This is a genomic window from Moraxella catarrhalis, assembly GCF_001632285.1.
GTDB lineage: Bacteria > Pseudomonadota > Gammaproteobacteria > Pseudomonadales > Moraxellaceae > Moraxella > Moraxella catarrhalis.
Genome location: NZ_LWAH01000001.1, coordinates 1 through 24,375, shown reverse-complemented (window position 1 = coordinate 24,375; position 24,375 = coordinate 1). Strand labels below are relative to the sequence as shown.

Genomic DNA, 24,375 nt, shown 5'->3' with positions numbered 1-24,375 from the left:
AAATGACACCATGTATCTTAAAATAACCCAGTAACTTCCTAAGATAACTCTTAGGCCAATCAAATTAAAATATGGCGATATTGATAGTGTATAAATTTAGCGGTAATGGATTGGTATTATCGATGGGTGAAACAGGTATAATCATCGACCGATTGATAGTTCGCCAATCGCTGAAAATTTATGCTAAAATTAGCTCAATTCATAGTTAAGATATTAAGACAGTTGGAGTTTTTATGCAATATATCAGTACCCGTGGCAAGACTCAGCCGATGCAGTTTAGTGATGTGCTTTTGATGGGGCTTGCGCCTGATGGTGGTCTGATGCTGCCTGAAACTTATCCAAGTATTGATGAAGCAACTTTACAAAAATGGCGTAATCTTAGTTATAGCGAGCTTGCATTTGAGATTATGTCGCTGTTTGTGACAGATATTCCTGCAGATGATTTAAAAAATATCATCAATAAAACTTATACAAAAGCAGCTTTTGGTAGTGAGGATATTACGCCTGTGACTCGTCTTTATGATCGGTTGGCACTGCTTGAGCTATCAAATGGTCCAACGCTTGCTTTTAAAGACATTGCCATGCAGTTTTTGGGTAATGCGTTTGAATATGTACTAAAACAAAAAAACGAGCGTTTAACTGTCATTGGTGCGACATCTGGCGATACGGGCAGTGCGGCTGAATATGCACTGCGTGGTAAAGATAATATTGAGGTTTTCATGATGTCACCTGAAGGTAAGATGAGTGCTTTTCAGCGGGCACAGATGTATAGCTTGGATGATGCCAATATTCATAATATCGCCGTGGAGGGAATGTTTGATGATTGTCAAGATATCGTTAAAGCCCTCCAAGAAGATGCAAAATTTAAGGCAAAATATAGCTTAGGTACGGTTAATTCAATCAATTGGGGCCGTATTTTGGCACAAATTGTATACTATTTTAAAGGTTATTTTGGTGCAACCACCGATAACGCCCAAAAAATCAGTTTTTGTGTGCCTTCTGGGAATTTTGGCAATATTTGTGCTGGTCACATCGCACGCCAGATGGGCTTACCGATTGATCGATTGATCGTTGCAACGAATGAAAATGATGTTTTAAATGAGTTTTTTAATACAGGCAAATACACGCCACGCACTTCGGTCGAAACTTATGTAACTTCCAGCCCATCAATGGATATTTCAAAGGCTTCAAACTTTGAGCGTTTTGTGTTTTTATTGCTTGATAAGGACAGTGTGCAAGTCGCTAAGCTGTTTGGAGATGTCAAAAGTGGTAAGGGTTTTGATTTGTCGGATAATTTAAAACTGGTGAGTGAAAAATTTGGATTTATAGCTGGTAAATCTACGCATCAAGACCGCTTGGCAACCATCAAAAAAGTTTATGATGATACGCAGCGATTGATCGATCCACACACTGCTGATGGTGTAAAAGTTGCGATTGAGCTACAAAAAGCAGATGAGATGATTTTGGTTGCCGAAACAGCATTACCAGCCAAATTCCAAGAAACCATCGTAGAGGCGGTAGGTGAGATGACTTTACCACGACCTGAGCATACCCAAGGCTTAGAAGATAAGCCTCAATATGTTACTGTGGTGCCTAATGATACTAAGGCGGTAGCAGCATTGATTGAGCAATATATTACTGCGTGCTGATTAATGAGCTATTCATCGCTAACACCTGAGCAATCAATGCTTGCACTTTGGTACATAACCAATACTTCATTGATTTCATATTATAAGCTCGTCAATCATTGTGGCGATGCAGCATCTGCATTAAGCCAAAATCAGTCTATTTGGAAATTGCTTGGCATCCATGCGGCACACATTAAGCGTTGGCAGGATGTCAACGATGTTTTGGCTTTTCTTGATAAGGTTCGCCATGATGTAGAGCTTAAGATGTATGGCATTGTATATGTCAGTGATGAAGATTATCCAGAAACACTAAAAAGTATTTATGACCCACCGCCAGTACTATTTTATCGTGGTAATTTGATACGCCTTAAAGACCGTCAGATTGCCATTGTTGGTAGTCGATCGCCGACTGAGATTGCCCAAAAAATCACTTTTGATTTGGCACAATATCTTGTCCAATCAGGATATACCGTCACCAGTGGTCTGGCGCAAGGTGTGGATAAACAAGCGCATCTGGGTGCTCTTTCTCAATTATCTGTTTTATCTGGGCGTACTGTTGGCGTTATGGGAACGGGCATCAATGTGTGCTATCCGCGTAATCATAATGCACTTTTTGCTCAAATCATCAAAGATGGTGGCTGTTTGATTAGTGAGCTATTGCCTGCTACACCAGCCAGTAAGCATACTTTTCCCCGCCGTAATCGTTTGGTGGCAGGGCTGTCACTTGCCACGGTTGTTACGGAAGCGGCACTTCAAAGTGGCTCTTTGATTACAGCTCGTCTCTCAGCAGAGCAAGGCAAACAGGTTTTTGCCATACCAAGCCATATTCACAATCCTAACGCTGAAGGTTGTCTGCACCTGATTCGTGAAGGGGCAACGCTCATATATCATCCTGATCAAATTTTGGAAGACTTAAGTCAGCATGACCAAGAGTTTTTTAACGCATTACCAAAAAGCTTTAGTCAAGGTATGTCAATATTTAGTGAAGAATCAAGTAAGTTGAACACTCACCCATCTCAAGCACCTGACACAAATACCTTGGTAAGTCCAAACCCTAAGACAGCCGCTCATCACTTACAACCTGCAAGCCGCAGTACTTGTGTGCCAGAGCATTTGGCGGATTTGTACGCTTTGATGAATGAGCCTTGTGATTTGGATCAGCTTGTTTTTAGTAGTCAAAAAGATACCGGCAGCCTCTTAGCAGAACTGATGGAGCTTGAGATATTGGGTTTGATTGAGCAGGTGGGGGGACGCTATGGCAGGCTCTAAACAAATTTTTGGAGCTGATGAGCTGGACTTGGTTGCTAATTATTTGCAGGCAGGTGGTGTATTGGCATACCCTAGCGAAAGCGTTTGGGGGCTTGGTTGTGATGCATTTAACACTGATGCTATTAATCAAATTATCAATCTTAAACATCGTGATATTGGTAAGGGTTTGATTGTACTGACAGATGCAGCTAAACGCTTAAAATCGTTAATTGATGTTTCACATGAAACATCTTTACTTGATTACATGCAAAATTTTTCGGATGAGTTTACGCATGAGCATTCACGCGCCTTAACATGGCTGATACCTATTCAGTCATCGGCATTGCCATCGGTGCTGATCGGTTCATACGATACCTTGGCGGTGCGTATCACCATACATCCTGTGTTAAAGGATTTGTGTCACGCCTTAATCTCACCGACCAACCCTTATGGATTTTTGGTATCGACCAGTTGCAATCCATCAAAGAGTACACCTGCTAAAAATTTAACACAAGCAATGGGATATTTTGGTAATCAAATTGCTTACTTAGATACCGATGGTTTGGGCTTTGCGCAACCAAGCTGTATCAAGGATTTATTGGCGGGTCATATCTTACGATAAACACATTATTAGATGGTTTAAAAATAAAAAAGCACTAATAAGATACTTTTTAACCAAACAGTTAGGGTTATTTTAAATGGCGTTTACCTGCCAAAATTTCATAAATAAACAATAAAATGATTGCACCAATCACAGAAAAAATTAAATAACTAAAACCTGATTGGGCGTTGACGCCAACAAAGTCGGCAATAAATGCACCCACATAAGCACCAGCAATACCCAAAATCATGGTCAGTATCCAGCCCATGCCATCCACACCAGGCTTAAGTGCTCGTGCCAATAACCCGACAACAAAACCTACAATTAATGCCCAAATCATTGAAAACATTGCCATTTCCTTATTTGTAATAATAACTTATCTGATAATTATTATAGCGACTGCGACTACCAAGATGGTTTATAATCCTGTAAATGAGGTATAGCATGTGTGAATATTCTTACTCAAGCTTATCAAAAAACAGCCCTGTATCTTAGGGCTGTTTGATAAAGGCAGATTATTTATCTATCGTTTCGACCACATTCAAATCAAAACCTGATAGGGCGTTGAATTTGATAGGGCTTGATAATAAACGCATGTCCTTAACGCCTAAGTGTTTAAGAATCTGTGCACCAACGCCAATGGTCTGATAAGGTGCACGGCGATTCACCGAGGTTACCGACTGCTTATCCTTTAGTGCCTCAAAACCATCACCAAGATTAAGTGTATCATCATGACCAATCCACACCAGCACACCATGCTCAGCGGTGGCGATTTTTGCCAGTGCATTTTGGATATTCCAGCGGCTACCGCTGGTATGAATCCCAAATAAGTCTTTCATGGGCGAAAAACTATGTACACGCACTGTGCTGACGCCACCAGTTGGCTTACCTTTGACAAATGCCAAATGCGTATCATCTGAGCCAAACTCACTAAAACGATATGCGGTAAAATCCCCATGCTCAGTTTGGATAGCAAAATGCTCAACTTCGCTGACGGTTTGTTCGGTTGCCATACGATATTGAATCAAATCAGCGATGGTACCAATTTTTAGCCCATGTTCTTTGGCAAATACTTCCAAATCATCACGGCGTGCCATTTCGCCATCAGGTTTGATGATTTCAACAATCACCGAGGCAGGCTCAAGTCCTGCTAAGCGTGCCAAATCACAGCCTGCTTCGGTATGACCTGCACGGTGCAGCACACCACCTTTTTTTGCCATGATGGGGAAAATATGACCTGGTTGGACGATGTCGATTGGCTTGGCGTTAGCTGCGATGGCAGCTTGGACAGTACGCGCACGATCAGATGCCGAGATACCTGTCGTAACCCCTTCGGCAGCTTCGATGGATAGGGTAAAATTGGTGCTGAATTTTGCGCCATTTTTATCACTCATCAAAGGCAAATCAAGCTGCTGACAGCGTGCTTCGGTTAAGGTTAGGCACACCAAACCTCGTGCGTGCGTGATCATAAAGTTGATCGCCTCAGGCGTGATATGATTTGCCGCCATGATAAGATCACCTTCATTTTCACGGTCTTCGTCATCCATTAAGATGACCATTTTTCCTGCTTTGATGTCTTCGATGATTTCAGGAATAGTATTTAAAGCCATAATGTTCTCTTATTGGGATTTGGGTTATCTTAGCATATTTGCCATCAACATGGGGACGGATTTAATTTTATAAAGGTATTCAGTGTTTCAGATAGTATGGATGGTATTTGGTTTTTAGGTTTTTAGCCAATTGATAAAGGCAAAATTGGCTTGCTCTTTTTGGTTATCAGCAAATTCATAAAACCGTGTACCTATCAGTGCATCAGGTAGGTACTGCTGTGGGTGATAATGATTGGGATAATCGTGCGGATAGATATAGCCCATGCCATAGCCTTCTGCTTGCATAAGCTTGGTGATACCGTTGCGTAAATGTAGCGGTACGGGCGATTGATCGGTTTCGGCAAGCTTTAAGGCACGATTGATGGCGTTGTAGCTTGAATTTGATTTAGGACTATTTGCCAAATAAATAATCACTTGCCCCAAAATAATGCGTGCCTCGGGCATGCCAATGGACTGAACTGAGCGTAGTCCAGCATCTGCCAGTAGTAGGGCATTGGGGTTGGCAAGCCCGATATCCTCGCTGGCTAAAATGACCAGCCGCCTTGCGACAAATGCAGGATCCTCACCTGCCGCCAATATCCGAGCCATCCAGTATATCGCCGCATCTGCATCCGAGCCACGCACGGATTTGATCATAGCGGAGATAAGGTCATAATGCCCATCACCTGATTTATCATAGCGTACCAAGGGCTGACCTGCCACAGCAACAACAGAAGCATTATCGATGATAATTGGCTCAGGTGCTGCTGCCACAAGTTCAAGTAAATTCAGTGCACGCCTGCCGTCGCCTTGAGATAGATCAATGAGTGCCGCTAAGTTATTAATTTGAATGTCTTTGGTTTTTAGTAAGGTGTCTTGTCGTATTGCACGCACAATGAGTGCATAAATCTCATCATCACTTAAGGGTTCAAGTTTATATACCTGACAGCGTGACAGTAGAGCATTATTGACGCTAAAAGAAGGGTTTTCGGTGGTCGCACCAATCAAAGTAATTTCACCTGTCTCAACCGCTTGTAACAAAGCATCTTGCTGAGCTTTATTAAATCGATGAATCTCATCGACAAAGACGACAGGTGGCTCATGAAATAGCCCATCGTCAGATCTGAGCACTTCTCTGAGTTCTTTGACGCCACTACTGACTGCTGATAAGGGGCGAAACGGACGACCAACAGCATCAGCCAGTAGCATGGCAAGTGTCGTTTTACCAATCCCTGCCGATCCATGCAAAATCAAAGACGGCAAAAACCCTTGGCGTACGATATTAAAAATCGGCGCTCCCTCACTAAGTAAGTGGGTTTGACCAATGACAGCATCAAGCGTGGTTGGACGCATGCGTTCGGCAAGAGGTTTCATAAAAGTATCTTTATTGGGCTGGGTTTGTTGGATTTGGATTGGTTTTATGCTATTTTAGCACAAAACCAATCCCATTTTGATGGTCATTTATGAAGATGAGCTGCCCTTATTGTTATTCTGCCAAATCTCGCCCTCTGAGTTTCGGCGAGCGGCAAATGGCGATCAGCGTATTTGGCGATGCACTTAAATTAGGCGATATTCGTCTAAAGACTGCATGGTGGGTTATCCAAGGCTATGCCGTCTCACCCAATGGTCATGTGTATTTTCATCCCAAAGATTTTTGTGAGGATTTTTCATCTCAACACTTGATGAAGCGTGCTTGGCTGATTCATGAGCTGGTGCATGTGTGGCAGGTACAACAAGATATTCGGGTGTTTTGGCGTGCGATTTTGAGCCGCCGCTATCGGTATCGGTGGATACAGGGGAAAGCATTTTTAAGATATGGTATTGAGCAGCAGGCACGCATGGTTGAGGATTTTTATATACGCCGTGAATGTGGCAAAAACTGCGATAAATGGTATGAATGTGTACCCTTTTTAAGCCGTGAGATTAAATCCACACAGTGCTTTAAAAATTGACAAATTAAGATTACCGAACCCATTTGCCAACAGTAACCGATACCAAACCTGACTGTATTCGCCTTAATGTTAGCGGTTGACATGGTCAACTGTCATGATTCTTTGATTGCCATGGTCACAGTGTAGGTTTTGCCTTGCTTGATTTTATCGGCATTGCCAAAAACCTCGGTAAAAGAACGCTTCATAAAATCACGCAGTCCATTGATGGTTACAACATAAAATCTACCACCACTTGTCATGGCATTATAAGCATCAAGTAAGTATAAATAGTGCTGTTCTTTGCTGGCTTTGGCTGGCAAATTACTCATGACTAGACTAAATTGGCGAGATTTATCCACATGATAAAAACCATTAGAAAGCATCACCTCGGCATTGCCAAGCCCATTATTTTTACAATTAAGTTTGGCGTATTCTATGGCAACAAAATCTTTATCAATCAATAAATGATGACCCTTTGGGCATTCACGCGCCGCCGTCATGCCAAGTACGCCATAGCCACAGCCAAGGTCAATGGAGTTATCTTGTGTTTGAAAATCAATATAATCTAATAACATCAAGCTGCCATCATCTAATTTTTCAGGGCTAAAAATCCCCCAAGTACTGGTAAAGTTAAAGGGTTTGCCCAGCACCTCTTGAGAAAATTGAATATCATGCCGCCACTGTTTGGATTTGGTCAGCAGTTCAGGGTTAATTTGGTGCATGGTGTACTCGTGAGTTGATGGATAAAATGGCATTCACAAATAAGGTAGATTGTAGCATATTTTAATCATAAAACGCTACTGGTGTTATCCGCCGCTTATGCGATTGATGGTTTGGGGTGATTGTTTCACCGAATTTTTAGCCATGCTTGATTATAATGGTTTATAATAGTAAGTAATACTCATGACTTATACCAACTTATCTTAGCATATCTTTAAAATCAGATTTTTTATCATGACAACACCAAAGCCCACTGTATCACCGCATGTTAACATTGATTTGTCGTTATTGATTTTTTATCAGCCACCAATCGAAAAACTCACCAATCATCTGCTAACTCAGCCTGCCATGTACGCCCAGCTTCTGGCAAAAAAGCAGGTACAAGAGCAACAAAAACAGTCCAATAATATAGCCAAGGACAACGATGATGACGATATTATACTCACCGAAGAAGATATTGAAAATTTGATTGAGCAAGGATTTAGTGAAGAAACCATTGAGAGCGTCTCAAAGGCAGTCAATAAACAGTTAAGCAAGAACGCTAATGATGATGCCAAGCAAGATGATAATACTGATGATAATCTGCCCAAAGGTGATGATGCCAATCAGACACACTCAAAAATAAACCCAATCACCAAAAAGATTAGCCCTAATGATTTTGCCCATACCTCACGCCCAAATCAAAGCAAAGTTCACAAGTTGGCTCAAAACCCGTCGCATCCTGCCAAAACCGATGATACGAAATCTCATGTTGCTCAAGCTTTAGCACAGTCAGCCGATGCATCTGCAGCTAAGATTGCAGAAAGTTTGGATAATGATATTCATGAGGCAGTAGAAAAACAGCTAAAAGAACAACAAGAACAGCAAGAGCAACAATACGAAGCATTTAAACAATATCTTGCCAAGAAAAACAGCGAAACAGCCATCGACTATCGCCAAATTCGGATTGATATTGAATCTGGAGCACTGCCGACACGCCATTTTTATTTGATGAATAGTTTATCGGCTGTGATTGCAGGGTTTGGGCTGTTAGCAAATTCACCTGCAGTGGTGATTGGTGCGATGTTAATTGCGATGCTGATAGGCCCGATCAGCGGCATTGCTTTGGCGATTATTGATGCTCGCTTGGCTTTACTTAAAAAATCACTGTTAACCTTATTGTCTGGCGGTGCGTTGATTTATGCTATTGGTGTGCTGCTTGGCTTTTTATATCCTGATCAAGCTGCAAGCCAAGAGATTATTGCCCGAACTGCCCCTAATACGATGGATGTTTTTGTGGCATTGGCAGGTGGCGTGGCAGGGGCGTATGCGTTGATTTCTCGTAATTTATCGGTTGCCGTGGTTGGCGTGGCAGTCGCAACAGCACTTGTCCCTCCGCTGACTGCCAGCGGAATATTGCTTGCCACGGGACATTATCAATTGGCATTAGGGGCATTGATACTAACTTTGACCAATATTTTGGCGATTCAGTTTACCAATGCTTTAGTGCTTTGGGCGGTGGGGTTTCGCCGATTGGATATTGATGAAAGTGAAGATGAAACCGTAAAAGATTCACGATGGCAACAAAACTGGTTATTTATTCGCCGTAATATGGTTACTTTGATTTTATTGATTGGGCTAAGTGTGTATTTGACGCTTGATTTTCAGCAACGCATTCGTCAAAAAAGCTACGAAAAGGCAGTCATTGAGGTTGTTCAGCAGCAAATCCAATACCAGCCTAGCTATGTTGTTAGTAGTGATTTTGGTGTGGTGGAAAAAGGTCAAAACAATAAAGCTTCTGCTGATAGCTATATGATTCGAGTATTATTGCAAGGGCTGATTGCACCGAGTCATCAGGATATTTGGCAGATGGAACAAAAAATTCAAACCATAACAACCAAGCGTTATCCCAAACGCTCGCCAATTAAATTGCAAGTGCGATTTGTACCAGAGCAAGTGATTGAAACCACCCCAGTCAGTAAAGCAGATGTGAAGCTTGATGATGCCTCAATCAGTCAATTAGAAGAAAATAAGAATTAGGGTGAATAAAACTTCATTTAAGTATTTTAAAGATCACTGGCACAAATAAAGATGGTGGGCATGCCTGCGTTAATCAAGGTCACTTCAAATTCATCCACATTTGGCACTGTCAATATGTCTATCAACTTGCCTGTTGGGAACATATCGCCATCACTGTTCACAGGGTTGATAAAATCAATCCAAACTTCCGTCGTTGGAAAAGTTACGCCATCACGCTCAAAATCCCCCGTTTCTTGTACTTGCCCATCTGTGATAAGCACATGGGCGATGATGGTTTTGCAATGTTTATTGCCAAATTCGCACCTTACAAATGCCATCTCAGGCATACGACTGGCGTCAGCCAACTGTATATAAATGGCATGGATGGGGATTTGCATAAAAACGCCTTTGCTGGCGACAATGAATGATTTTGCCTATTTTAAAAATCGTATTATAACCAAACTATACTCTCATCCAAACCACCCAGAATAACAACTAAACCAAATTAGTACCCATTGCCCTAAATACCAATCTACTCATCTTGTCAAAGTAGGATTTGCTTATGGTAAAAGACATAGATGTAAAGGTTGTTATCATCTAAAGATAATGTCCTTGGCTTTTTATTGCCTGATAAAACTTAGATAATTGTATGAATTTTGGTGTCCAGATTTGGACATATGATCATGTATTGATTGCATTGAAAAAAGCTGGTACATCTCATATCATCAGATTTTTTTTGTGGATTTTCTGCTTGTAGTGTGGTATTTTCTTTAGGTTGTAGTCATAATTAAGTTTTGATATTTGTATTACCATTTGCCATGGGTCATATCAGCTTTGGTATGCCTAAACTTAGCAAGATGGGCATTTTATCATTATCTATTTACTTTATATTATCAATTATTATTTATGATATTTTTTAGGTTAACCGAATAATATCAATAAAAAACAGACAATCAAGGACACATGACACATGACAAACAAACCTACCGTTGCGTTAATAGGTGCCCCAACCGATGTGGGTGCAGGTGTGCGAGGCGTGAACTTAGGGCCTGATGCCTTACGCATTGCTGACATTGATAAAGCCATTGAACAATATGGTTTTACTGTCATTGACCGTGGTAATTTGCAAGGCCCAGCCAACCCCAATCAGCCCCCTGTGAACGGCTACCGTCATTTTGATGAAGTGGTTGCATGGAACAAAATGGCACACGATGCTGTGTATGATGAGCTGAAAAATGGCAACTTTCCCATTTTGATGGGGGGCGACCATTGTTTAGGTTTGGCATCATTGACCGCTGTGGCACGCCATTGCCGTGAGCAAGGCAAAAAGTTGCGTATCCTTTGGCTTGATGCTCATGCTGATTTTAATACCAGCGAAATGACCCCATCAGGCAACATTCATGGCATGCCTGTGGCTTGTGCTTGTGGTTTTGGTCCTGATGAGTTAACCACCATTGGCGGTGTCAGAGGAGCGATTAGCCCAAAAGATGTGTATCAAATCGGTATCCGCAGTGTGGACGCTAAAGAAAAATACTTCATCAACGAAAAAGGCGTCACTGTCTTTGACATGCGTTATATTGATGAAAATGGCATGCGTCATACCATGGAACAAGCGTTAAAAGGCTTGGATAATGACACGCACTTACACATCAGTTTTGATGTGGATTTTCTTGACCCAAGCATCGCCCCAGCGGTTGGCACAACGGTGATGGGCGGGCCTACCTATCGTGAAGCGTCATTGTGTATGGAGATGATTGCCGATACTGGTTTGATGGCATCTTTGGACATCATGGAGCTAAACCCAACCCTTGATGAACGCAACCGCACAGCGGTCATCATGGTGGATTTTATTGAATCCTTGTTTGGTAAATCCACCCTAGTCAGACCTGACACAACCCAATAATTCAAACCATTCATGGACATATTTTTTTTAAGGACTTCACTATGAACACCACCAACCAACCATCAAACAGCCAAGCTTATATTGACCGTGAAGAGCAATACGGCGCTCACAACTATCACCCTTTGCCTGTGGTATTAAGCCGTGGCGAGGGGGTGCATGTTTGGGATGTTGAGGGCAAACAGTATTATGATTTTTTATCTGCCTATTCAGCGGTCAATCAAGGGCATTGCCACCCCAAAATCATCGCCACTTTAACCGAACAAGCCAAAACGCTGACCTTAACATCAAGGGCATTTCACAGTGATAAGCTTGGTGAGTTTGAAGCCTTTGCCTGTGACTATTTTGGCTATGATAAACTTTTGCCGATGAACACGGGCGCAGAAGCGGTAGAAACCGCCATTAAGATTTGTCGAAAATGGGCATACGAGAAAAAAGGCATTGATGAAAACCAAGCCAAAATCATTGTCTGTGAGAATAATTTTCACGGTCGTACCACCACCATCATCTCATTTTCTAATGATGAAAATGCTCGTAAAAACTTCGGCCCTTATACCCAAGGTTTTATTAAAGTTGAATACGACAATCTTCAAGCCTTAGAACAAGCGTTAACTGATAATAAAGATGTGGCAGGGTTTTTGGTTGAGCCAATCCAAGGTGAGGCGGGTGTGTATGTGCCATCTGAAGGTTATCTTGCCAAAGCCAAAGCTCTTTGTGATAAGCATAATGTGCTGTTTTTAGGCGATGAAATCCAAACGGGCATTGCTCGCACAGGCAAATTACTTGCCCTTGATCATGAAAATGTGCGTCCTGACATCTTAATTTTGGGCAAAGCTGTCTCTGGTGGCGTTTATCCTGTATCAGTGGTCATGGCAGATGATGACATCATGAATGTCATTCGCCCAGGACAGCATGGCTCAACTTATGGTGGCAATCCGCTGGGGGCAGCGGTTGCCAAAACCGCTTTAGAGGTGGTGCGTGATGACAATTTAGCGGATAATGCTGATAAGCTTGGTCATATCTTTCGAGAAGAGATGCAAAAGTTGGTGGATAAGCATGAGCTTTTAACCTTGGTGCGTGGTAAGGGATTGCTCAATGCGGTGGTCATCAATGACACCGAAGACAGCAGTACGGCTTGGGACTTATGTTTGGCACTCAAAGAAAATGGACTGCTTGCCAAACCCACACACGGCAACATCATTCGATTTGCCCCACCGCTTGTGATGACTGAAACCCAACTGCGTGAGTGTGTGGACATCATCGCCAAAACGGTTGCCAAGTTTGAAGCAGACAGATGACATGATGGCTTTAATGGGTCAGTTTGTCATTTAAGCCCATTTATCATTTAAGATTTTTTTATGGTTTAAAACTTAAGCCGTGTTATGCCTTTTGCTAACACGGCTTATTTTTTGACCAGCCTTTAATGGGCTAAATTGACAGGGTATTTAAAGGGTTAAATTTAAAAGTCTAATCAGTTTGGCTTAATTTGGTCGGGTTATTTGGTCGGGTTATGTTGAAGCGTTTGCTGATATGCCGTATCCAACTGCTTAGTTGTCAACAGCTCTTGTATGACTGGAAAAACCTCTCGCTCTTCAAAGCGGATATGGTCGTATAACGCTTGTGCCAAGGCATGTAAATCATCAATGGTTGGGTGACTGGCAGACTCAGTCAGCTGACTTAATGTGCGTAACTGCTCATGTTCGGCAAGCAGCTGCTTACCAAGCACCATCACTTTGGGGTGGTTGCCATGATTTGCCAATAAAGGGGCAACCAAATACCTCTCTTCAATCGCAAAATGTGCGATTCGGTCATCATGAACATATGCCACCAATGCTTGCCAATGCCTAAAAATATCATCAGTCGTGCTGTCTTTGGGACATTGCATGGCTTGACGAGATAGGCTTAAGCCAAGCTGATGCTGTCGAGATAAGGGGCGAAGCTGTTCTATGCGGTACATAAACGGATGTCCTAGGTTAAAAATAGCATGACACAATCACCACTTTGGATGTGCCAGATGAGCCATTACCCAAGCCATCAATCTGTTTGCCATAAGGGCAAGACTGCAACGACACACAATAAAAATTGGTCTCGTGCTTGCCCTGCCACTTAGCAACGCTCGGGTAAGTCACTAAGTTTAAAAAATAAATGTCCCTTTGGAAGTACTGCCACGTATGTAGGTGGCTTTGACCGATATTTGCATAAAAACTCCTTTGCTGGTGATATGAATTATTTTGCCAATTTTAAAATATTTCTGGCACCAAATAGTACAATGACAAAGACAATCATACCAATGATTAAATCAGGATAGCTAGAATGAGTCAATAACGTCAATGCTCCCGCCGCTATCACACCGATATTGATGATAATGTCATTGGATGTAAAAATCATGCTGGCTTTGATATGGGCTTCTTTATTTTGATTTTTGCTCAGTAGATATAAGCACAGCCAGTTTGCAATCAATGCCAAAAATGCCGTGCCAATCATCAGTTGATAATTGGGCAGCTGCTCAGTACCGATAAAACGCCTAATCACTTCTATCACCCCAAATAACGCCAATATTATCTGCGTTATCCCCGCCAAAAATGCCACACGTTTTTTATACGCCAGCGTCATACCAATGGCTGATAGCGCCAATATATAGACAAAGCTGTCCGCCAGCATATCTAGACTATCAGCAATCAGCCCCATAGAATTAGCAAAAATACCAACCGAACACTCTATGATAAAAAACACAAAGTTAATCATGAGTACTTGATATAATAATCTTTTTTCTAAGCGCTCATCAGGCTTGTTAAACACTATCTTATCAAAAATCACTTCGGTGGAAATGATATGACTATCAAAATTAAGCGGTTCAAGTACTTGTAAAATCGTTGTATCTTGATTATCGTGATAGACAGTTAAGCACCGTCCAGCAATATCAAACTGTAATTCATAAATATCAGATACATCTTTTAAACGCATGCGAATGAGCTGCTCTTCGGACGGGCAGTCCATTTTTGCAATGTTAAAAATGGTCTTTTTCATCTATTTAGTTCCTTGTTTTGATCAGGTTGGCTCAAATAAATCTGTGTTTATATTGCTGCTTGGTAATTTTTGGATGGTTTGAGTAAATTGATTAGGTTAAAATTTACCTTTGGAAGTACCGCCACGCATGTCGGTGGCACGGGTAGGGGTTTGTATGATTTGCTCCTTTTTTACAAATTATTGATAAAATTCTCATAACTGCCAAATTCTGCCTTGTCAATTTTATATTGATTATCAGTAATTTTGGTGATAATCACACCATCACAATCTATCAACTGCAATCTTTCGCTGGTTGCCAGCTCGCCTTTTTTAAGTTTAATAATTGTCGCAATAACCAATCAGCCAACGCAGAATTTGGGTTGGTCATTAAGGCTTTTGAATTCTCTTGGCAGACTTTGGCATTTAAAATTTGCCCATCTGGCGTGATTAAATCAAAAGGTTCATCACGACTTGGGAAAATTTTTATGAATTTTCACATTTATCCCCATTAACAACAATAATTTTCAATAATATTATGAACACCGTCTTGATATTCATTCATAATAATTTTTGAAACAAGCATATTTGTAAAATTCTTAATCTCAATTTCTGAACTAAATCTATTCAAAAAACCTAAATCATTTTCCAAAAAATCAAAATAAAATAAAATTTCTTTACGAATATCATCACTATAAGAATTATTTTTCTCATTTAAACAATTAAAAAATAATTCCTGTTTTTGTTGAAAATTTAGCATATATCACGCTCCAAATGATACTCTTTTACAGGCTTTGACTGAAAAATTACTTCTTTAAAATTTAATTCATTAACTGGATTTTCTATAACTAAAAATCTTGGCACTTCATTTAAATTTAAAACCAATGTTAAAATATAATCATGCTTATATTCACAGGCTTTTATATACTCATTTTCTGTTAAACGGATTTTTCCCTTATTTTGGCGAATGCCTTTTACTTCTGCCAAATAATTGTTTGAATTGGTTGCAATTTGAAAATCATAACCATCGCTAAATAATCTTGCATCTTGTAAAACCCCATTACCAAATAATTCAATATTCTGATAATTATTCATAAAATACAATTCAGCCTCTAAACCAGTTTCTTGCATTTTTTTAAATTTTGATTGTGTGATTGGTTCAATGCTGATTTTTTCAACAATAAAATCAGAGGTTTTATAATTATCTTTTAAAATCAATTTAACAATATTGGCATAATTAACCACATTTTCAGTACCAAACAAACCATCAATCAGTAATTTTCGGTGTTCATAAACTTCCTTTTTCTGCCACCAGCCCAATCTACCATTATCAAAATAAGGGTCAAATAAATCTTGGCGATTTTTGACCACACTCTTGGTTTTTGCAATGCCAAAATCAACAAAATACTGATAAAATTGCTCTTTTGTACGGCAATTAAATTGCTTTATGAAATCATTATTGAATTTCGCTAAACCATAGCCTAATAAATTTAATAATTCATAATGCTCATGTTTATTACTAAGGTCATTCAATGTTAATATCTCATATTTTTATTTATTTTTAACCATATTAAATAATATTCGCTTTAAAGAATATTCATTATTTGATAATAGACACAACACTGGCAAAATAATTTTTTTTGAGCATTTAAATCCCACTCACTGGCAAAAATGGGGGCTAATTTCGCCTTTTACGCCATAAATTTCCGTGTCGTCCAATCAATGCACTGACCTGCTGCTTAAATTCATTTCGGATATGTTTTTGGTTTTATCAAGATAAAATCAAAAACATACTTGCCCCAATACAACCGTTTTGTTTGCACCAGTGACGGCAGGAACATTACCATGACGCCCTAAGATATTTTGGCGTGCAAGCCAAGCAAATGCGACACTCTCAATCCAAGTAACCTCAATGCCCCAATCATTGGTTGGCTTGATGGATAAATTGGGCAGATGTGCTTGCAGGCGTGCCATCAGATGGGTATTTTTTGCACCACCACCACAGACAAGCACAGTGCCTGATTTAATAAAATGGCGGATTTGTTTGGCGGCACTGACAGCGGTCAGCTCGCACAAAGTAGCCTGTATATCGGCAGGGGTATGGCACAAATTTGGGTGACTGCTGTTTAATTGATCGATCATTGCATCAAGCCATGACAAATTAAAGTCTTCACGCCCTGTGCTTTTTGGTGGTGATTGGCTAAAAAAAGGATGGCCAAGCAAAATATCAAGTAATGGCTGAATGACTTGCCCGCTGGCAGCCCAAGTACCATCTTGGTCATAACAGGTATTTGTATGGCGAAAGTTCCATGCATCCATCAGCAGATTGGCAACCCCAGTATCAAAACCAATCGGTGTACTTTTGTCATGATTTAATACAGTAATATTGGCAATTCCGCCCAAATTCAGTACACCCTTAACCTGCTTATCATGACCAAATATGGCTTGGTGAAAAGCTGGCACAAGTGGTGCACCTTGCCCACCGACTGCCATATCACGGCGACGAAAGTCGCTGACCACAGCAATGCCTGTATACTCAGCTAAAATATTTGGGTCTAATAACTGCAAGCTAAATGACCAATTGGGGCGATGGCGAACAGTTTGCCCATGACAACCAATGGCACAAACCAAATCATGGCTGATATTTGCCTTATCAAGCAGCTCAAGGGCGACTTGAGCGGCGAAGGTTGCATAATACACGCTCGCCCAGCCATAGACATCCAGCTCGCTTTGAAAGTCAAACTCACAAGTTTGGATAAATGTAGCGACACCATTAGGCGTCGTTAAAGATAATAACGCTTGCCGTAAGTCCTCGGTAAATGGCACGCTGTGGCTTGCGATAATCTCAACCGAGCATGTTTCATCATCCGTTTCAAAAAACCGACACAATACCGCATCCATGCCATCTAAGCTTGTGCCACTCATCATACCAATAAAATAAGGTGCTTCGTCCATAATGGTCAGGTCTGCTAAGTTTTCGCCAAAAATTTCTTCTAAAAAATCTGCTGATATCGTCATAATTTGCCAACATTTACATCATACAAAACTTAAGCATAACAAATTTTTTTTGTATAGGATATGAATTTTTGATAAATCCGACTTTGTAAGATGACTTTTTGGTGATTTTTGTTATAATCAAGACAATTTTTGATCTTAGAAGTTAAATAAAGGCGATGACCATGAGTGATTTTTTACCCATCAAAGACCAATTGACGCTTATCATGCGAGGGGTGCAAGAGATTTATTCCAAAGAAGATTTGATAAAAAAATTAGAAAAAAACCGCCCGCTACGCATTAAGCTTGGCATGGACCCGACAGCTGCTGATTTACACCTTGGACATACTGTGGTACTAAATAAATTGCGTCATTTTCAGGATTTGGGGCATGAGGTGCTGTTTTTGATTGGTGATTACACGGCACGCATTGGCGACCCATCAGGCAGAAATGCCACCCGTCCGCCATTGACAGAAGCCGAGGTGAAAGCCAATGCCCAAACCTATGCCAAACAGGTTTTTAAAATTTTGGATAAAGACAAAACCAAAATTGTCTTTAATTCCGACTGGTTTGGCAAAATGAGTGCAGGGGATATGATACAACTGGCAAGCCAAATTACTGTTTCACGGATGCTTGAGCGTGATGATTTTTCAAAACGCTATAACAGCCAGACCCCCATCGCCATTCATGAATTTTTATACCCCTTGGTGCAAGGCTATGACAGCATTGCTTTAGATGCCGATGTGGAGCTTGGCGGAACTGACCAAACTTTTAATTTATTGATGGGGCGAACGCTACAAGGTCGCTATGATAAAGAGCCGCAAGTGTGTATTACTATGCCAATCTTAGAAGGCTTGGATGGTGTACAAAAAATGAGCAAATCTTTGGGGAATTATATTGGGATTAATGACCCTGCTGGTGTCATGTATCAAAAAATTCTATCCATGCCTGATACGCTCATCGCTCGCTACTTTGAGCTTTTAAGCTTTAAGCCAATGAGCGAAGTCAACGCCTTGCTTGATGACATGAAAAATGGCCGTAATCCCCAAGAAATCAAACGCATTTTAGCTCTAGAGCTGATTGAGCGTTTTCATGACAAAGAATCTGCTGATAATGCCCACAAATCAGCTGGCAACCGCTTGGCAGACGGTGAGTTGCCTGTGGATTTGCCAGAGGTAAGCTTATCTTTAAATGGTCAAGATAAATTATTTATCACCCAAGTCTTAAACCAAGCGGGTCTTGCTAAAAACTCTGCTCAGGCCAAAGACATGCTATCTCGTGGGGCGGTTAAAGTGGACGGTCAAGTGGTCGATGGCAGTTTTGCCTTAGAACAAGGGCAAACGGTGGTGATTCAAGCAGGTAAAAAAGCGTATGCCAGAGTCTGGATTCAATCAGCCCAAATATAATAAGGGGGGGGGCTAAAAAGCATTTTTTATAAAATCCGCTCTTTGTTCTAGCCTAGTCCAAGAAGTAGCTTGATAAACTCATATGTTTTTACCCACCGCTGTATGGAGGCGTACATTTTTTGGACAACCAAAGCCAAACCCTTTGCCATGCGATAGGTATATTGCTTGGTTTATTTGGGTTTGGCGAAGCGTTATTGTAAAAATTACAACAGGACTTGGGTCTTGAACGGTGTTTGTTTAGGAGCGTCAGTACAGAGGGGGTAAAATATTGGGCATTTACTTTTCTTATCAGCTGTGGCGTATTGGCACTATTGATACCGCTTAAACAAAGATTTGGTTTAGGTATGATTTGAATTCTGTATGATCCCTCAGTTTGGGGTATGTTTGATATTTGGCGACCCATGGCAAATCGTGCTGATGGTACTGGGTATGCCAACATTGCTACTTAGCTTTGGCGTAGTACAAATATTGCTTGATATGATATTTAAAATATATTAAAAATATAATTAATAAAAGTTTAAAAGCCATAAGCAAATTTTGTCATAAATCATTGCACCCAAAAATACCAAAGCTTGCATCAGTACAATCGTCGCACCTGTCGCAGAATCTAGATGATAACTGATAATTACCCCGAATACACTTGTAAAACATGAGCTAATGATGGCAGTCAGCAACATTGTATCAAAGCGTTTGCATAAAATAAAAGCAGTCATGCCAGGTGAAATGAGCATAGCAATCACCAAAATCACCCCAACCGCTTGCATAGCAACCACAATGGTTGCTGACAATATAATCAATAAGCCATAGTGTAGTTTTTGTATCGATAAACCTGCAACTTGGGCATGATGGCTGTCAAAACAATACAACAAAAGGTCGCGTCTTTTTAAAATGAGTATCAAAAAGATGATTGCTGAAACACCTAAAGTTTGGTACATCAGGGTGCGACTGATGCCCAAAAGGTTGCCAAATAAAAGATGTGTCAAGTGTTGACCACTGTCAATCTTATGAAATATCACAAGCCCTAATGCAAACATACCTGAAAATACCACGCCCATCAGCGTATCTTCTTTAAGTCGGGTGTGAGTTTGTAAATAGCCTACGGCACCAGCACAACATACTCCGGCAATAAATGCTCCAAAAGTCATCGGAATGCCCAGCCAAAAAGCGACCACCACCCCTGGAAAAATTGCATGCGAGATGGCATCTCCCATCAAAGACCATCCCTTTAACACAATGTAGCAGGATAAAAGTGCACAAATAACCGCCACCGCCACCGCTGAGATGAGGGCATGTTGCATAAAGGTATGACTAAAAGGCTCGGTGAACCAGTATAAAATAGAATTTGACATAAGTAATAAACTAAAAAGGTTTGGCACACCTAGGACTTAGGGAGACTGAAATTTTGGCTGTTTTAACTTACCGTACTTAGGTGAAAACAAAAAAGCGATGATAAATAGTGCTGTTTGTAGGCAGACAATAATCCCTCCAGTTGCACCATCTAAAAAATAACTTAAGTATACGCCAAATCCGCCAGTGATGACGCCAATAGCGCCAGCAATTAAAATCAGTGTACGAAATTTATCAGTGAGCTGATAAGCAGTTGCTCCAGGTGTGATCACCATAGCAATGACCAAGATTGCACCAACGGTTTGTAGTGCAGAGACGACACAGGCACTAAGTAGGCTAAAAAATAATAATTTATAATATTTGCTTGATAAACCCACCGCTTTGGCTTGTATTTCATCAAAAAAAACCAACAGCAAATCTTTCCAAAATATTAATAAAATCAACAAAGTAATGACCATAACAACAGTCACTTGATACATATCTGTATCGGCAATGCCCAATATGTTGCCAAAAATAATTTCTTGAACATTGATAGCGGTGGGGTTTAAAGAAATGATAAATAAGCCTAAGGCAAAAAAAGTCGTAAAAATAAATCCAATGACAGCATCTTCACGCAGTTTGGTCACAGACTTAATCCATAAAATAGATAAGGCCGCTAAAATGCCAGAAAAAAACGCACCCAACGCATAAGGTGCACCCAGTGCATAGGCAATTGCAACACCAGGCACCACAGCATGTGATAAGGCATCACCGATTAAAGACCAGCCTTTTAGCATCAGATAGGCTGATAAAAAGGCACAAACACCGCCTACTAATGAGCTTAAAAAAATTGCCTTGAGCATATATTCATAAGCAAAAGGCTCAAGTAGTAATGCAATCATGACTTATCCTCTTGCTCAGCTTGGGGATTTTCGCTGGATTTGACATTTTTGCGATGATAAGAGCTGCGGTTTTGATGATGACCATAAAAGACAGCAGGAATTTCATCGTCTGCCAAAATCGTCAAAGTGCGTTTATCATCATCATCGTGCAAGTCTTCACCCACCAAGTGCAGCTGCCTTAGAACACCACCAAAAACTTTTTCAAGATTGGCTTGGGTGAATGTACTTTTGGTGCTTCCCATTGCTAAAATGGTACGATTTATCATGATAACTTGGTCACAAAATTCAGGTACTGTCCCTAAATTATGTGTTGAGATTAAAATGAGATGACCTTCTTGACGCAATTCATCTAAAAGATTCATAATGGCTTTTTCGGTTTTTACATCAACGCCTGTGAAAGGTTCATCTAATAAAAGGATTTTACTTTCTTGAGCCAAAGCCCTTGCCAAAAATACCCGTTTTTTTTGCCCGCCTGATAATTCGCTAATTTGTCGATTGGCAAGGTGGTTAATTTGGACGCGTGACATGGCTTCATCAATCTTTTGGTAATCCTTTGGTTTTGGTCGGCGTAAAAAATTCATATGTCCATATCGCCCCATCATGACGACATCTAAAACTGATACAGGAAATTGCCAATCAACTTCTTCGCTTTGTGGCACATAGGCAACCAAATTTTTCTTAAGTGCTTGAGCGATGGTCAAATCACAAAGCTTGACATAACCTGTTTGGGGTTTAATTAGTCCCATCAGCACCTTAAATAAGGTGGATTTGCCACTACCATTGATGCCGACCAAGGCACAGGTTGTACCGCCTTGTAGATGTAGCGAAACATCATACAAAGCGGTATGTCCGTTATTGTATCGAACCGAAATATCGTCAAGGCTGATGGTGATTTTATCCATCACTTTTCAAAACCGCTGGCGATGGTTGAGACGGTGGTTTGTAATAAGTCAAGATAAGTTGGTACAGGACCGCCAGCTTCAGACAGTGAATCAACATAAAGTACACCGCCATATTTGGCACCTGTTTCTTTGGCAACTTGTTTTGCTGGTTTGTCTGAAATTGTACTTTCACTAAATACCACAGGAATGTTATTGCTGCGTACCGTATCAATCAATGATTTGACTTGTTGAGGCGAGCCTTGCTGTTCGGCATTAATTGGCCACAAATAAGCTTCTTTAAGACCGTAATCGTTGGCCAAGTAGCTAAACGCACCTTCACTGGTTACCAACCAACGCTGATTTTCAGGGATTTGTGATAATTTGGCACGCAGTGGAGCGTCCATAGCTTTAATTTTTGCACTGTACTGCTCAGCATTTTTGGTATAAACTTCCTGATTGGCTGGGTCTTGCTTAATGAGTGCATTTTTGATATTCTCAACATAAATCAAGGCATTACTTGGCGACATCCAAGCATGTGGGTTTGGCATGTCTTTATAAGCACCTTCAGTGATGTTAATCGGTGTGATACCCTGTGTCACAACAACGGCAGGCACATTGCTGGTATCATGATAAAATTTTTCAAACCAAAGCTCTAGATTAAGTCCATTCCATAAAATCAAATCTGCTTTTTGGGCTTTAACCACATCTTGAGGCGTGGGTTCATATTCATGAATTTCAGCACCTGCCTTGGTAATGGATTGAACATCGGCAGCCTCTCCAGCAACATTTTGGGCAATGTCAGCAATGACAGTAAAAGTTGTGACAACAGACAGTTTTTTTGGAGAATGAGTATCCTGTGCGTTGATGTCTTCTTTGGTCTGCTGACCGCACCCAACCAAGGCTAAGCACATCGTAAGACAGGCGGTAAAAGTTTTGATTGATTTCATAAATTAACCTAATTGCTTGACTGGCATTAAAATAAATATATCAAAATACTAAGTTGTTATCTTCAAATGATTTAACCATTTATGATAATGATAATCATTATCATAAAAAATGTCAAGTTAAAAAGAGATATCCTAATATAATAACACAAATAAAAACGATACAATAAAAATAATATCAAATTCTAAACTCTAATCTCTAATAAAATCAGTTACTTATTAACTAAAATTCCATCAACCTTAAAACCTGCTTTATTAAGTTATGATGTCATGCCATGGCATGCACCACTTAATCATGAATTGCTTTTTTATCAAATATCATTAATATCATAGAAATTGTAAATAATTGTAATCAACACACCAATCTGTAACAAAAATTTTCTAACAATCGTATTTGCCATAAAATCTCATTATTGTAGCAACAAATCTTTACCATAACATTATATTATTTGCTATTGAAGTGCTATAATTTTTAAGCATTAATCATCAGTGTTCATAATTTTTACTTTTTAGATTGAAATAGGAAAAATAAACAAATGAAAGCACTAAAAATCATCGCACCTGTGTTGGCACTAGGTCTATCTTTTACAGCTATTGCAAATGCCCTAGATGCACATCGAGCCATCCAACTCACCAATAAGGTTCGCCAAGTGACTTATATAGTTGCCCCACCGTCGGCACTGTTCAAGTGAATTATGGCTTCAATGATCAAGGACTACCGACCTATGCCGAAGCCAATTTGGGCGGTAAAACTCGTTTCTTGCTAATTAATTTGGTAGAATCAATTGGCGAATTAATGATTTTTGGTGATGATAATGATTGGCAAATCTTTGGCCTCTATTTACAACTTGACAACGATCATCATTCATATGTGCACATTATTGACCCAGATGCAGAAGCCAGCTATCGTTGCGATGTGGTAGGTACAAAGTGTATTAAAGACTAATTTGCATCAGCCATAAAAAGCCACATCATCAGCGTATGGCTTTTTATTTAAAAATTTCACCAAACCCCCAACAAAATCAATCACTTACCAACTTTCTACCATCAATCCTAAAAAACTGCTTTACAAGTCATGATATCATGCCTATAATACGCACCACTTAAGCAGTACAGCACAGTAAAAAACATTGCTAAATCAATCACTTAGTATTTAGTATACCGTTTACTGGAGCACCAAAAACTTAAAAAATAAATTTTAAATTTTTGAAAAAAGTGCTTGACTTAATAAAATTTTGGCATATAATACGCCACGCATTGAGCAACTGGATGACAGTGTTCAAAACTATTTAAAATCCAAACTA

At 40.2% G+C, this 24,375-nt stretch carries 25 protein-coding genes; 10 read left to right on the top strand and 15 right to left on the bottom strand.

Annotated elements, in window-relative coordinates:
* Positions 1 to 233 precede the first annotated feature (233 nt).
* Genes thrC through A4U55_RS00110 form a run of 3 tightly spaced genes read left to right on the top strand, consistent with a single transcriptional unit; the run spans position 234 to position 3,498 of the window.
* Entirely contained in the window at positions 234 to 1,649 is a 1,416-nt protein-coding gene (thrC, locus tag A4U55_RS00120) for a threonine synthase (RefSeq protein WP_003662253.1), read from the top strand.
* A gap of 3 nt (positions 1,650 to 1,652) precedes the next feature.
* On the top strand, positions 1,653 to 2,897 hold the full coding sequence (gene dprA / locus A4U55_RS00115; protein WP_003667399.1) for a DNA-processing protein DprA: 1,245 nt from the start codon (positions 1,653 to 1,655) through the stop codon (positions 2,895 to 2,897).
* Positions 2,884 to 3,498: an L-threonylcarbamoyladenylate synthase gene (locus tag A4U55_RS00110; protein WP_003670819.1), complete on the top strand. Its 615-nt coding sequence runs from the start codon at positions 2,884 to 2,886 to the stop codon at positions 3,496 to 3,498. Before dprA ends, A4U55_RS00110 begins: the two co-directional genes overlap by 14 nt.
* A gap of 67 nt (positions 3,499 to 3,565) precedes the next feature.
* On the opposite strand, the gene A4U55_RS00105 is transcribed toward A4U55_RS00110, so the two are convergent.
* The 3 genes from A4U55_RS00105 to A4U55_RS00095 form a co-directional block, all read right to left on the bottom strand.
* Complete coding sequence (locus A4U55_RS00105) at positions 3,566 to 3,826, bottom strand: GlsB/YeaQ/YmgE family stress response membrane protein (RefSeq protein ID WP_003662260.1); 261 nt, start codon at positions 3,824 to 3,826, stop codon at positions 3,566 to 3,568.
* Positions 3,827 to 3,992: 166 nt separating this feature from the next.
* Positions 3,993 to 5,087 carry a bifunctional 3,4-dihydroxy-2-butanone-4-phosphate synthase/GTP cyclohydrolase II gene (gene ribBA / locus A4U55_RS00100; protein ID WP_003666749.1) on the bottom strand — a complete coding sequence of 365 codons (1,095 nt, stop codon included), beginning with the start codon at positions 5,085 to 5,087 and terminating at the stop codon, positions 3,993 to 3,995.
* A gap of 114 nt (positions 5,088 to 5,201) precedes the next feature.
* The gene (locus tag A4U55_RS00095) at positions 5,202 to 6,440 is read right to left on the bottom strand and encodes a replication-associated recombination protein A (RefSeq protein WP_063453860.1); all 1,239 of its coding nucleotides are present in this window, start codon (positions 6,438 to 6,440) and stop codon (positions 5,202 to 5,204) included.
* A gap of 89 nt (positions 6,441 to 6,529) precedes the next feature.
* Between A4U55_RS00095 and A4U55_RS00090 the strand changes: the two genes are divergently transcribed.
* Positions 6,530 to 7,018 carry a type IV secretion protein Rhs gene (locus A4U55_RS00090; RefSeq protein WP_197711691.1) on the top strand — a complete coding sequence of 163 codons (489 nt, stop codon included), beginning with the start codon at positions 6,530 to 6,532 and terminating at the stop codon, positions 7,016 to 7,018.
* A 92-nt stretch (positions 7,019 to 7,110) separates the two neighbouring features.
* Here A4U55_RS00090 and A4U55_RS00085 read toward each other — a convergent pair whose 3' ends face one another.
* A complete protein-coding gene (locus A4U55_RS00085) occupies positions 7,111 to 7,719 on the bottom strand; it encodes a class I SAM-dependent methyltransferase (RefSeq protein ID WP_003662267.1) in 609 nt (202 codons plus the stop codon).
* Positions 7,720 to 7,951: 232 nt separating this feature from the next.
* Between A4U55_RS00085 and A4U55_RS00080 the strand changes: the two genes are divergently transcribed.
* Positions 7,952 to 9,736: a DUF389 domain-containing protein gene (locus tag A4U55_RS00080; RefSeq protein WP_003670826.1), complete on the top strand. Its 1,785-nt coding sequence runs from the start codon at positions 7,952 to 7,954 to the stop codon at positions 9,734 to 9,736.
* 26 nt (positions 9,737 to 9,762) lie between these two features.
* On the opposite strand, the gene A4U55_RS00075 is transcribed toward A4U55_RS00080, so the two are convergent.
* Entirely contained in the window at positions 9,763 to 10,113 is a 351-nt protein-coding gene (locus A4U55_RS00075) for a PrpF domain-containing protein (protein ID WP_003662272.1), read from the bottom strand.
* Between the two features lie 572 nt (positions 10,114 to 10,685).
* Between A4U55_RS00075 and rocF the strand changes: the two genes are divergently transcribed.
* Both rocF and rocD read left to right on the top strand, forming a co-directional pair.
* Positions 10,686 to 11,618, top strand: coding sequence for an arginase (rocF, locus tag A4U55_RS00070; protein WP_003662279.1), 933 nt, complete (start codon positions 10,686 to 10,688; stop codon positions 11,616 to 11,618).
* A 41-nt stretch (positions 11,619 to 11,659) separates the two neighbouring features.
* Entirely contained in the window at positions 11,660 to 12,913 is a 1,254-nt protein-coding gene (rocD, locus tag A4U55_RS00065) for an ornithine--oxo-acid transaminase (RefSeq protein ID WP_003662281.1), read from the top strand.
* 197 nt (positions 12,914 to 13,110) lie between these two features.
* Here rocD and A4U55_RS00060 read toward each other — a convergent pair whose 3' ends face one another.
* The 6 genes from A4U55_RS00060 to A4U55_RS00035 all read right to left on the bottom strand — a co-directional run bounded on the left by A4U55_RS00060 (position 13,111) and on the right by A4U55_RS00035 (position 17,636).
* Entirely contained in the window at positions 13,111 to 13,572 is a 462-nt protein-coding gene (locus A4U55_RS00060; protein WP_063453859.1) for a hemerythrin domain-containing protein, read from the bottom strand.
* 269 nt (positions 13,573 to 13,841) lie between these two features.
* On the bottom strand, positions 13,842 to 14,642 hold the full coding sequence (locus tag A4U55_RS00055) for a cation transporter (RefSeq protein ID WP_003662287.1): 801 nt from the start codon (positions 14,640 to 14,642) through the stop codon (positions 13,842 to 13,844).
* A gap of 271 nt (positions 14,643 to 14,913) precedes the next feature.
* Entirely contained in the window at positions 14,914 to 15,051 is a 138-nt protein-coding gene (locus A4U55_RS09370; RefSeq protein WP_323052594.1) for a hypothetical protein, read from the bottom strand.
* A gap of 78 nt (positions 15,052 to 15,129) precedes the next feature.
* Positions 15,130 to 15,378 (bottom strand): hypothetical protein, encoded by a 249-nt coding sequence (locus A4U55_RS00045; RefSeq protein WP_003658722.1) that lies wholly within the window; start codon positions 15,376 to 15,378, stop codon positions 15,130 to 15,132.
* Positions 15,372 to 16,151, bottom strand: a complete 780-nt coding sequence (locus A4U55_RS00040) for a DUF3883 domain-containing protein (protein WP_003658720.1) — start codon at positions 16,149 to 16,151, stop codon at positions 15,372 to 15,374. The genes A4U55_RS00045 and A4U55_RS00040 overlap by 7 nt, the downstream gene beginning before the upstream one ends.
* A gap of 249 nt (positions 16,152 to 16,400) precedes the next feature.
* Positions 16,401 to 17,636, bottom strand: a complete 1,236-nt coding sequence (locus A4U55_RS00035) for an anhydro-N-acetylmuramic acid kinase (protein ID WP_003664068.1) — start codon at positions 17,634 to 17,636, stop codon at positions 16,401 to 16,403.
* A gap of 161 nt (positions 17,637 to 17,797) precedes the next feature.
* Between A4U55_RS00035 and tyrS the strand changes: the two genes are divergently transcribed.
* On the top strand, positions 17,798 to 19,018 hold the full coding sequence (tyrS, locus tag A4U55_RS00030) for a tyrosine--tRNA ligase (RefSeq protein ID WP_003662295.1): 1,221 nt from the start codon (positions 17,798 to 17,800) through the stop codon (positions 19,016 to 19,018).
* Positions 19,019 to 19,524: 506 nt separating this feature from the next.
* Here tyrS and A4U55_RS00025 read toward each other — a convergent pair.
* Genes A4U55_RS00025 through A4U55_RS00010 form a run of 4 tightly spaced genes read right to left on the bottom strand, consistent with a single transcriptional unit; the run spans position 19,525 to position 23,074 of the window.
* The gene (locus tag A4U55_RS00025) at positions 19,525 to 20,367 is read right to left on the bottom strand and encodes a metal ABC transporter permease (RefSeq protein WP_003673441.1); all 843 of its coding nucleotides are present in this window, start codon (positions 20,365 to 20,367) and stop codon (positions 19,525 to 19,527) included.
* A 36-nt stretch (positions 20,368 to 20,403) separates the two neighbouring features.
* Complete coding sequence (locus tag A4U55_RS00020; RefSeq protein ID WP_003658715.1) at positions 20,404 to 21,246, bottom strand: metal ABC transporter permease; 843 nt, start codon at positions 21,244 to 21,246, stop codon at positions 20,404 to 20,406.
* A complete protein-coding gene (locus tag A4U55_RS00015; protein WP_003664066.1) occupies positions 21,243 to 22,148 on the bottom strand; it encodes a metal ABC transporter ATP-binding protein in 906 nt (301 codons plus the stop codon). Before A4U55_RS00015 ends, A4U55_RS00020 begins: the two co-directional genes overlap by 4 nt.
* The gene (locus A4U55_RS00010; protein WP_003658713.1) at positions 22,148 to 23,074 is read right to left on the bottom strand and encodes a metal ABC transporter substrate-binding protein; all 927 of its coding nucleotides are present in this window, start codon (positions 23,072 to 23,074) and stop codon (positions 22,148 to 22,150) included. The genes A4U55_RS00015 and A4U55_RS00010 overlap by 1 nt, the downstream gene beginning before the upstream one ends.
* A gap of 533 nt (positions 23,075 to 23,607) precedes the next feature.
* On the opposite strand from A4U55_RS00010, the gene A4U55_RS09025 reads away from it, so the two are divergent.
* Both A4U55_RS09025 and A4U55_RS00005 read left to right on the top strand, forming a co-directional pair.
* The gene (locus A4U55_RS09025) at positions 23,608 to 23,763 is read left to right on the top strand and encodes a hypothetical protein (RefSeq protein WP_003658712.1); all 156 of its coding nucleotides are present in this window, start codon (positions 23,608 to 23,610) and stop codon (positions 23,761 to 23,763) included.
* Positions 23,760 to 24,017: an ACP-like domain-containing protein gene (locus A4U55_RS00005; protein ID WP_063453858.1), complete on the top strand. Its 258-nt coding sequence runs from the start codon at positions 23,760 to 23,762 to the stop codon at positions 24,015 to 24,017. Before A4U55_RS09025 ends, A4U55_RS00005 begins: the two co-directional genes overlap by 4 nt.
* The last annotated feature ends 358 nt before the right edge of the window (positions 24,018 to 24,375 follow it).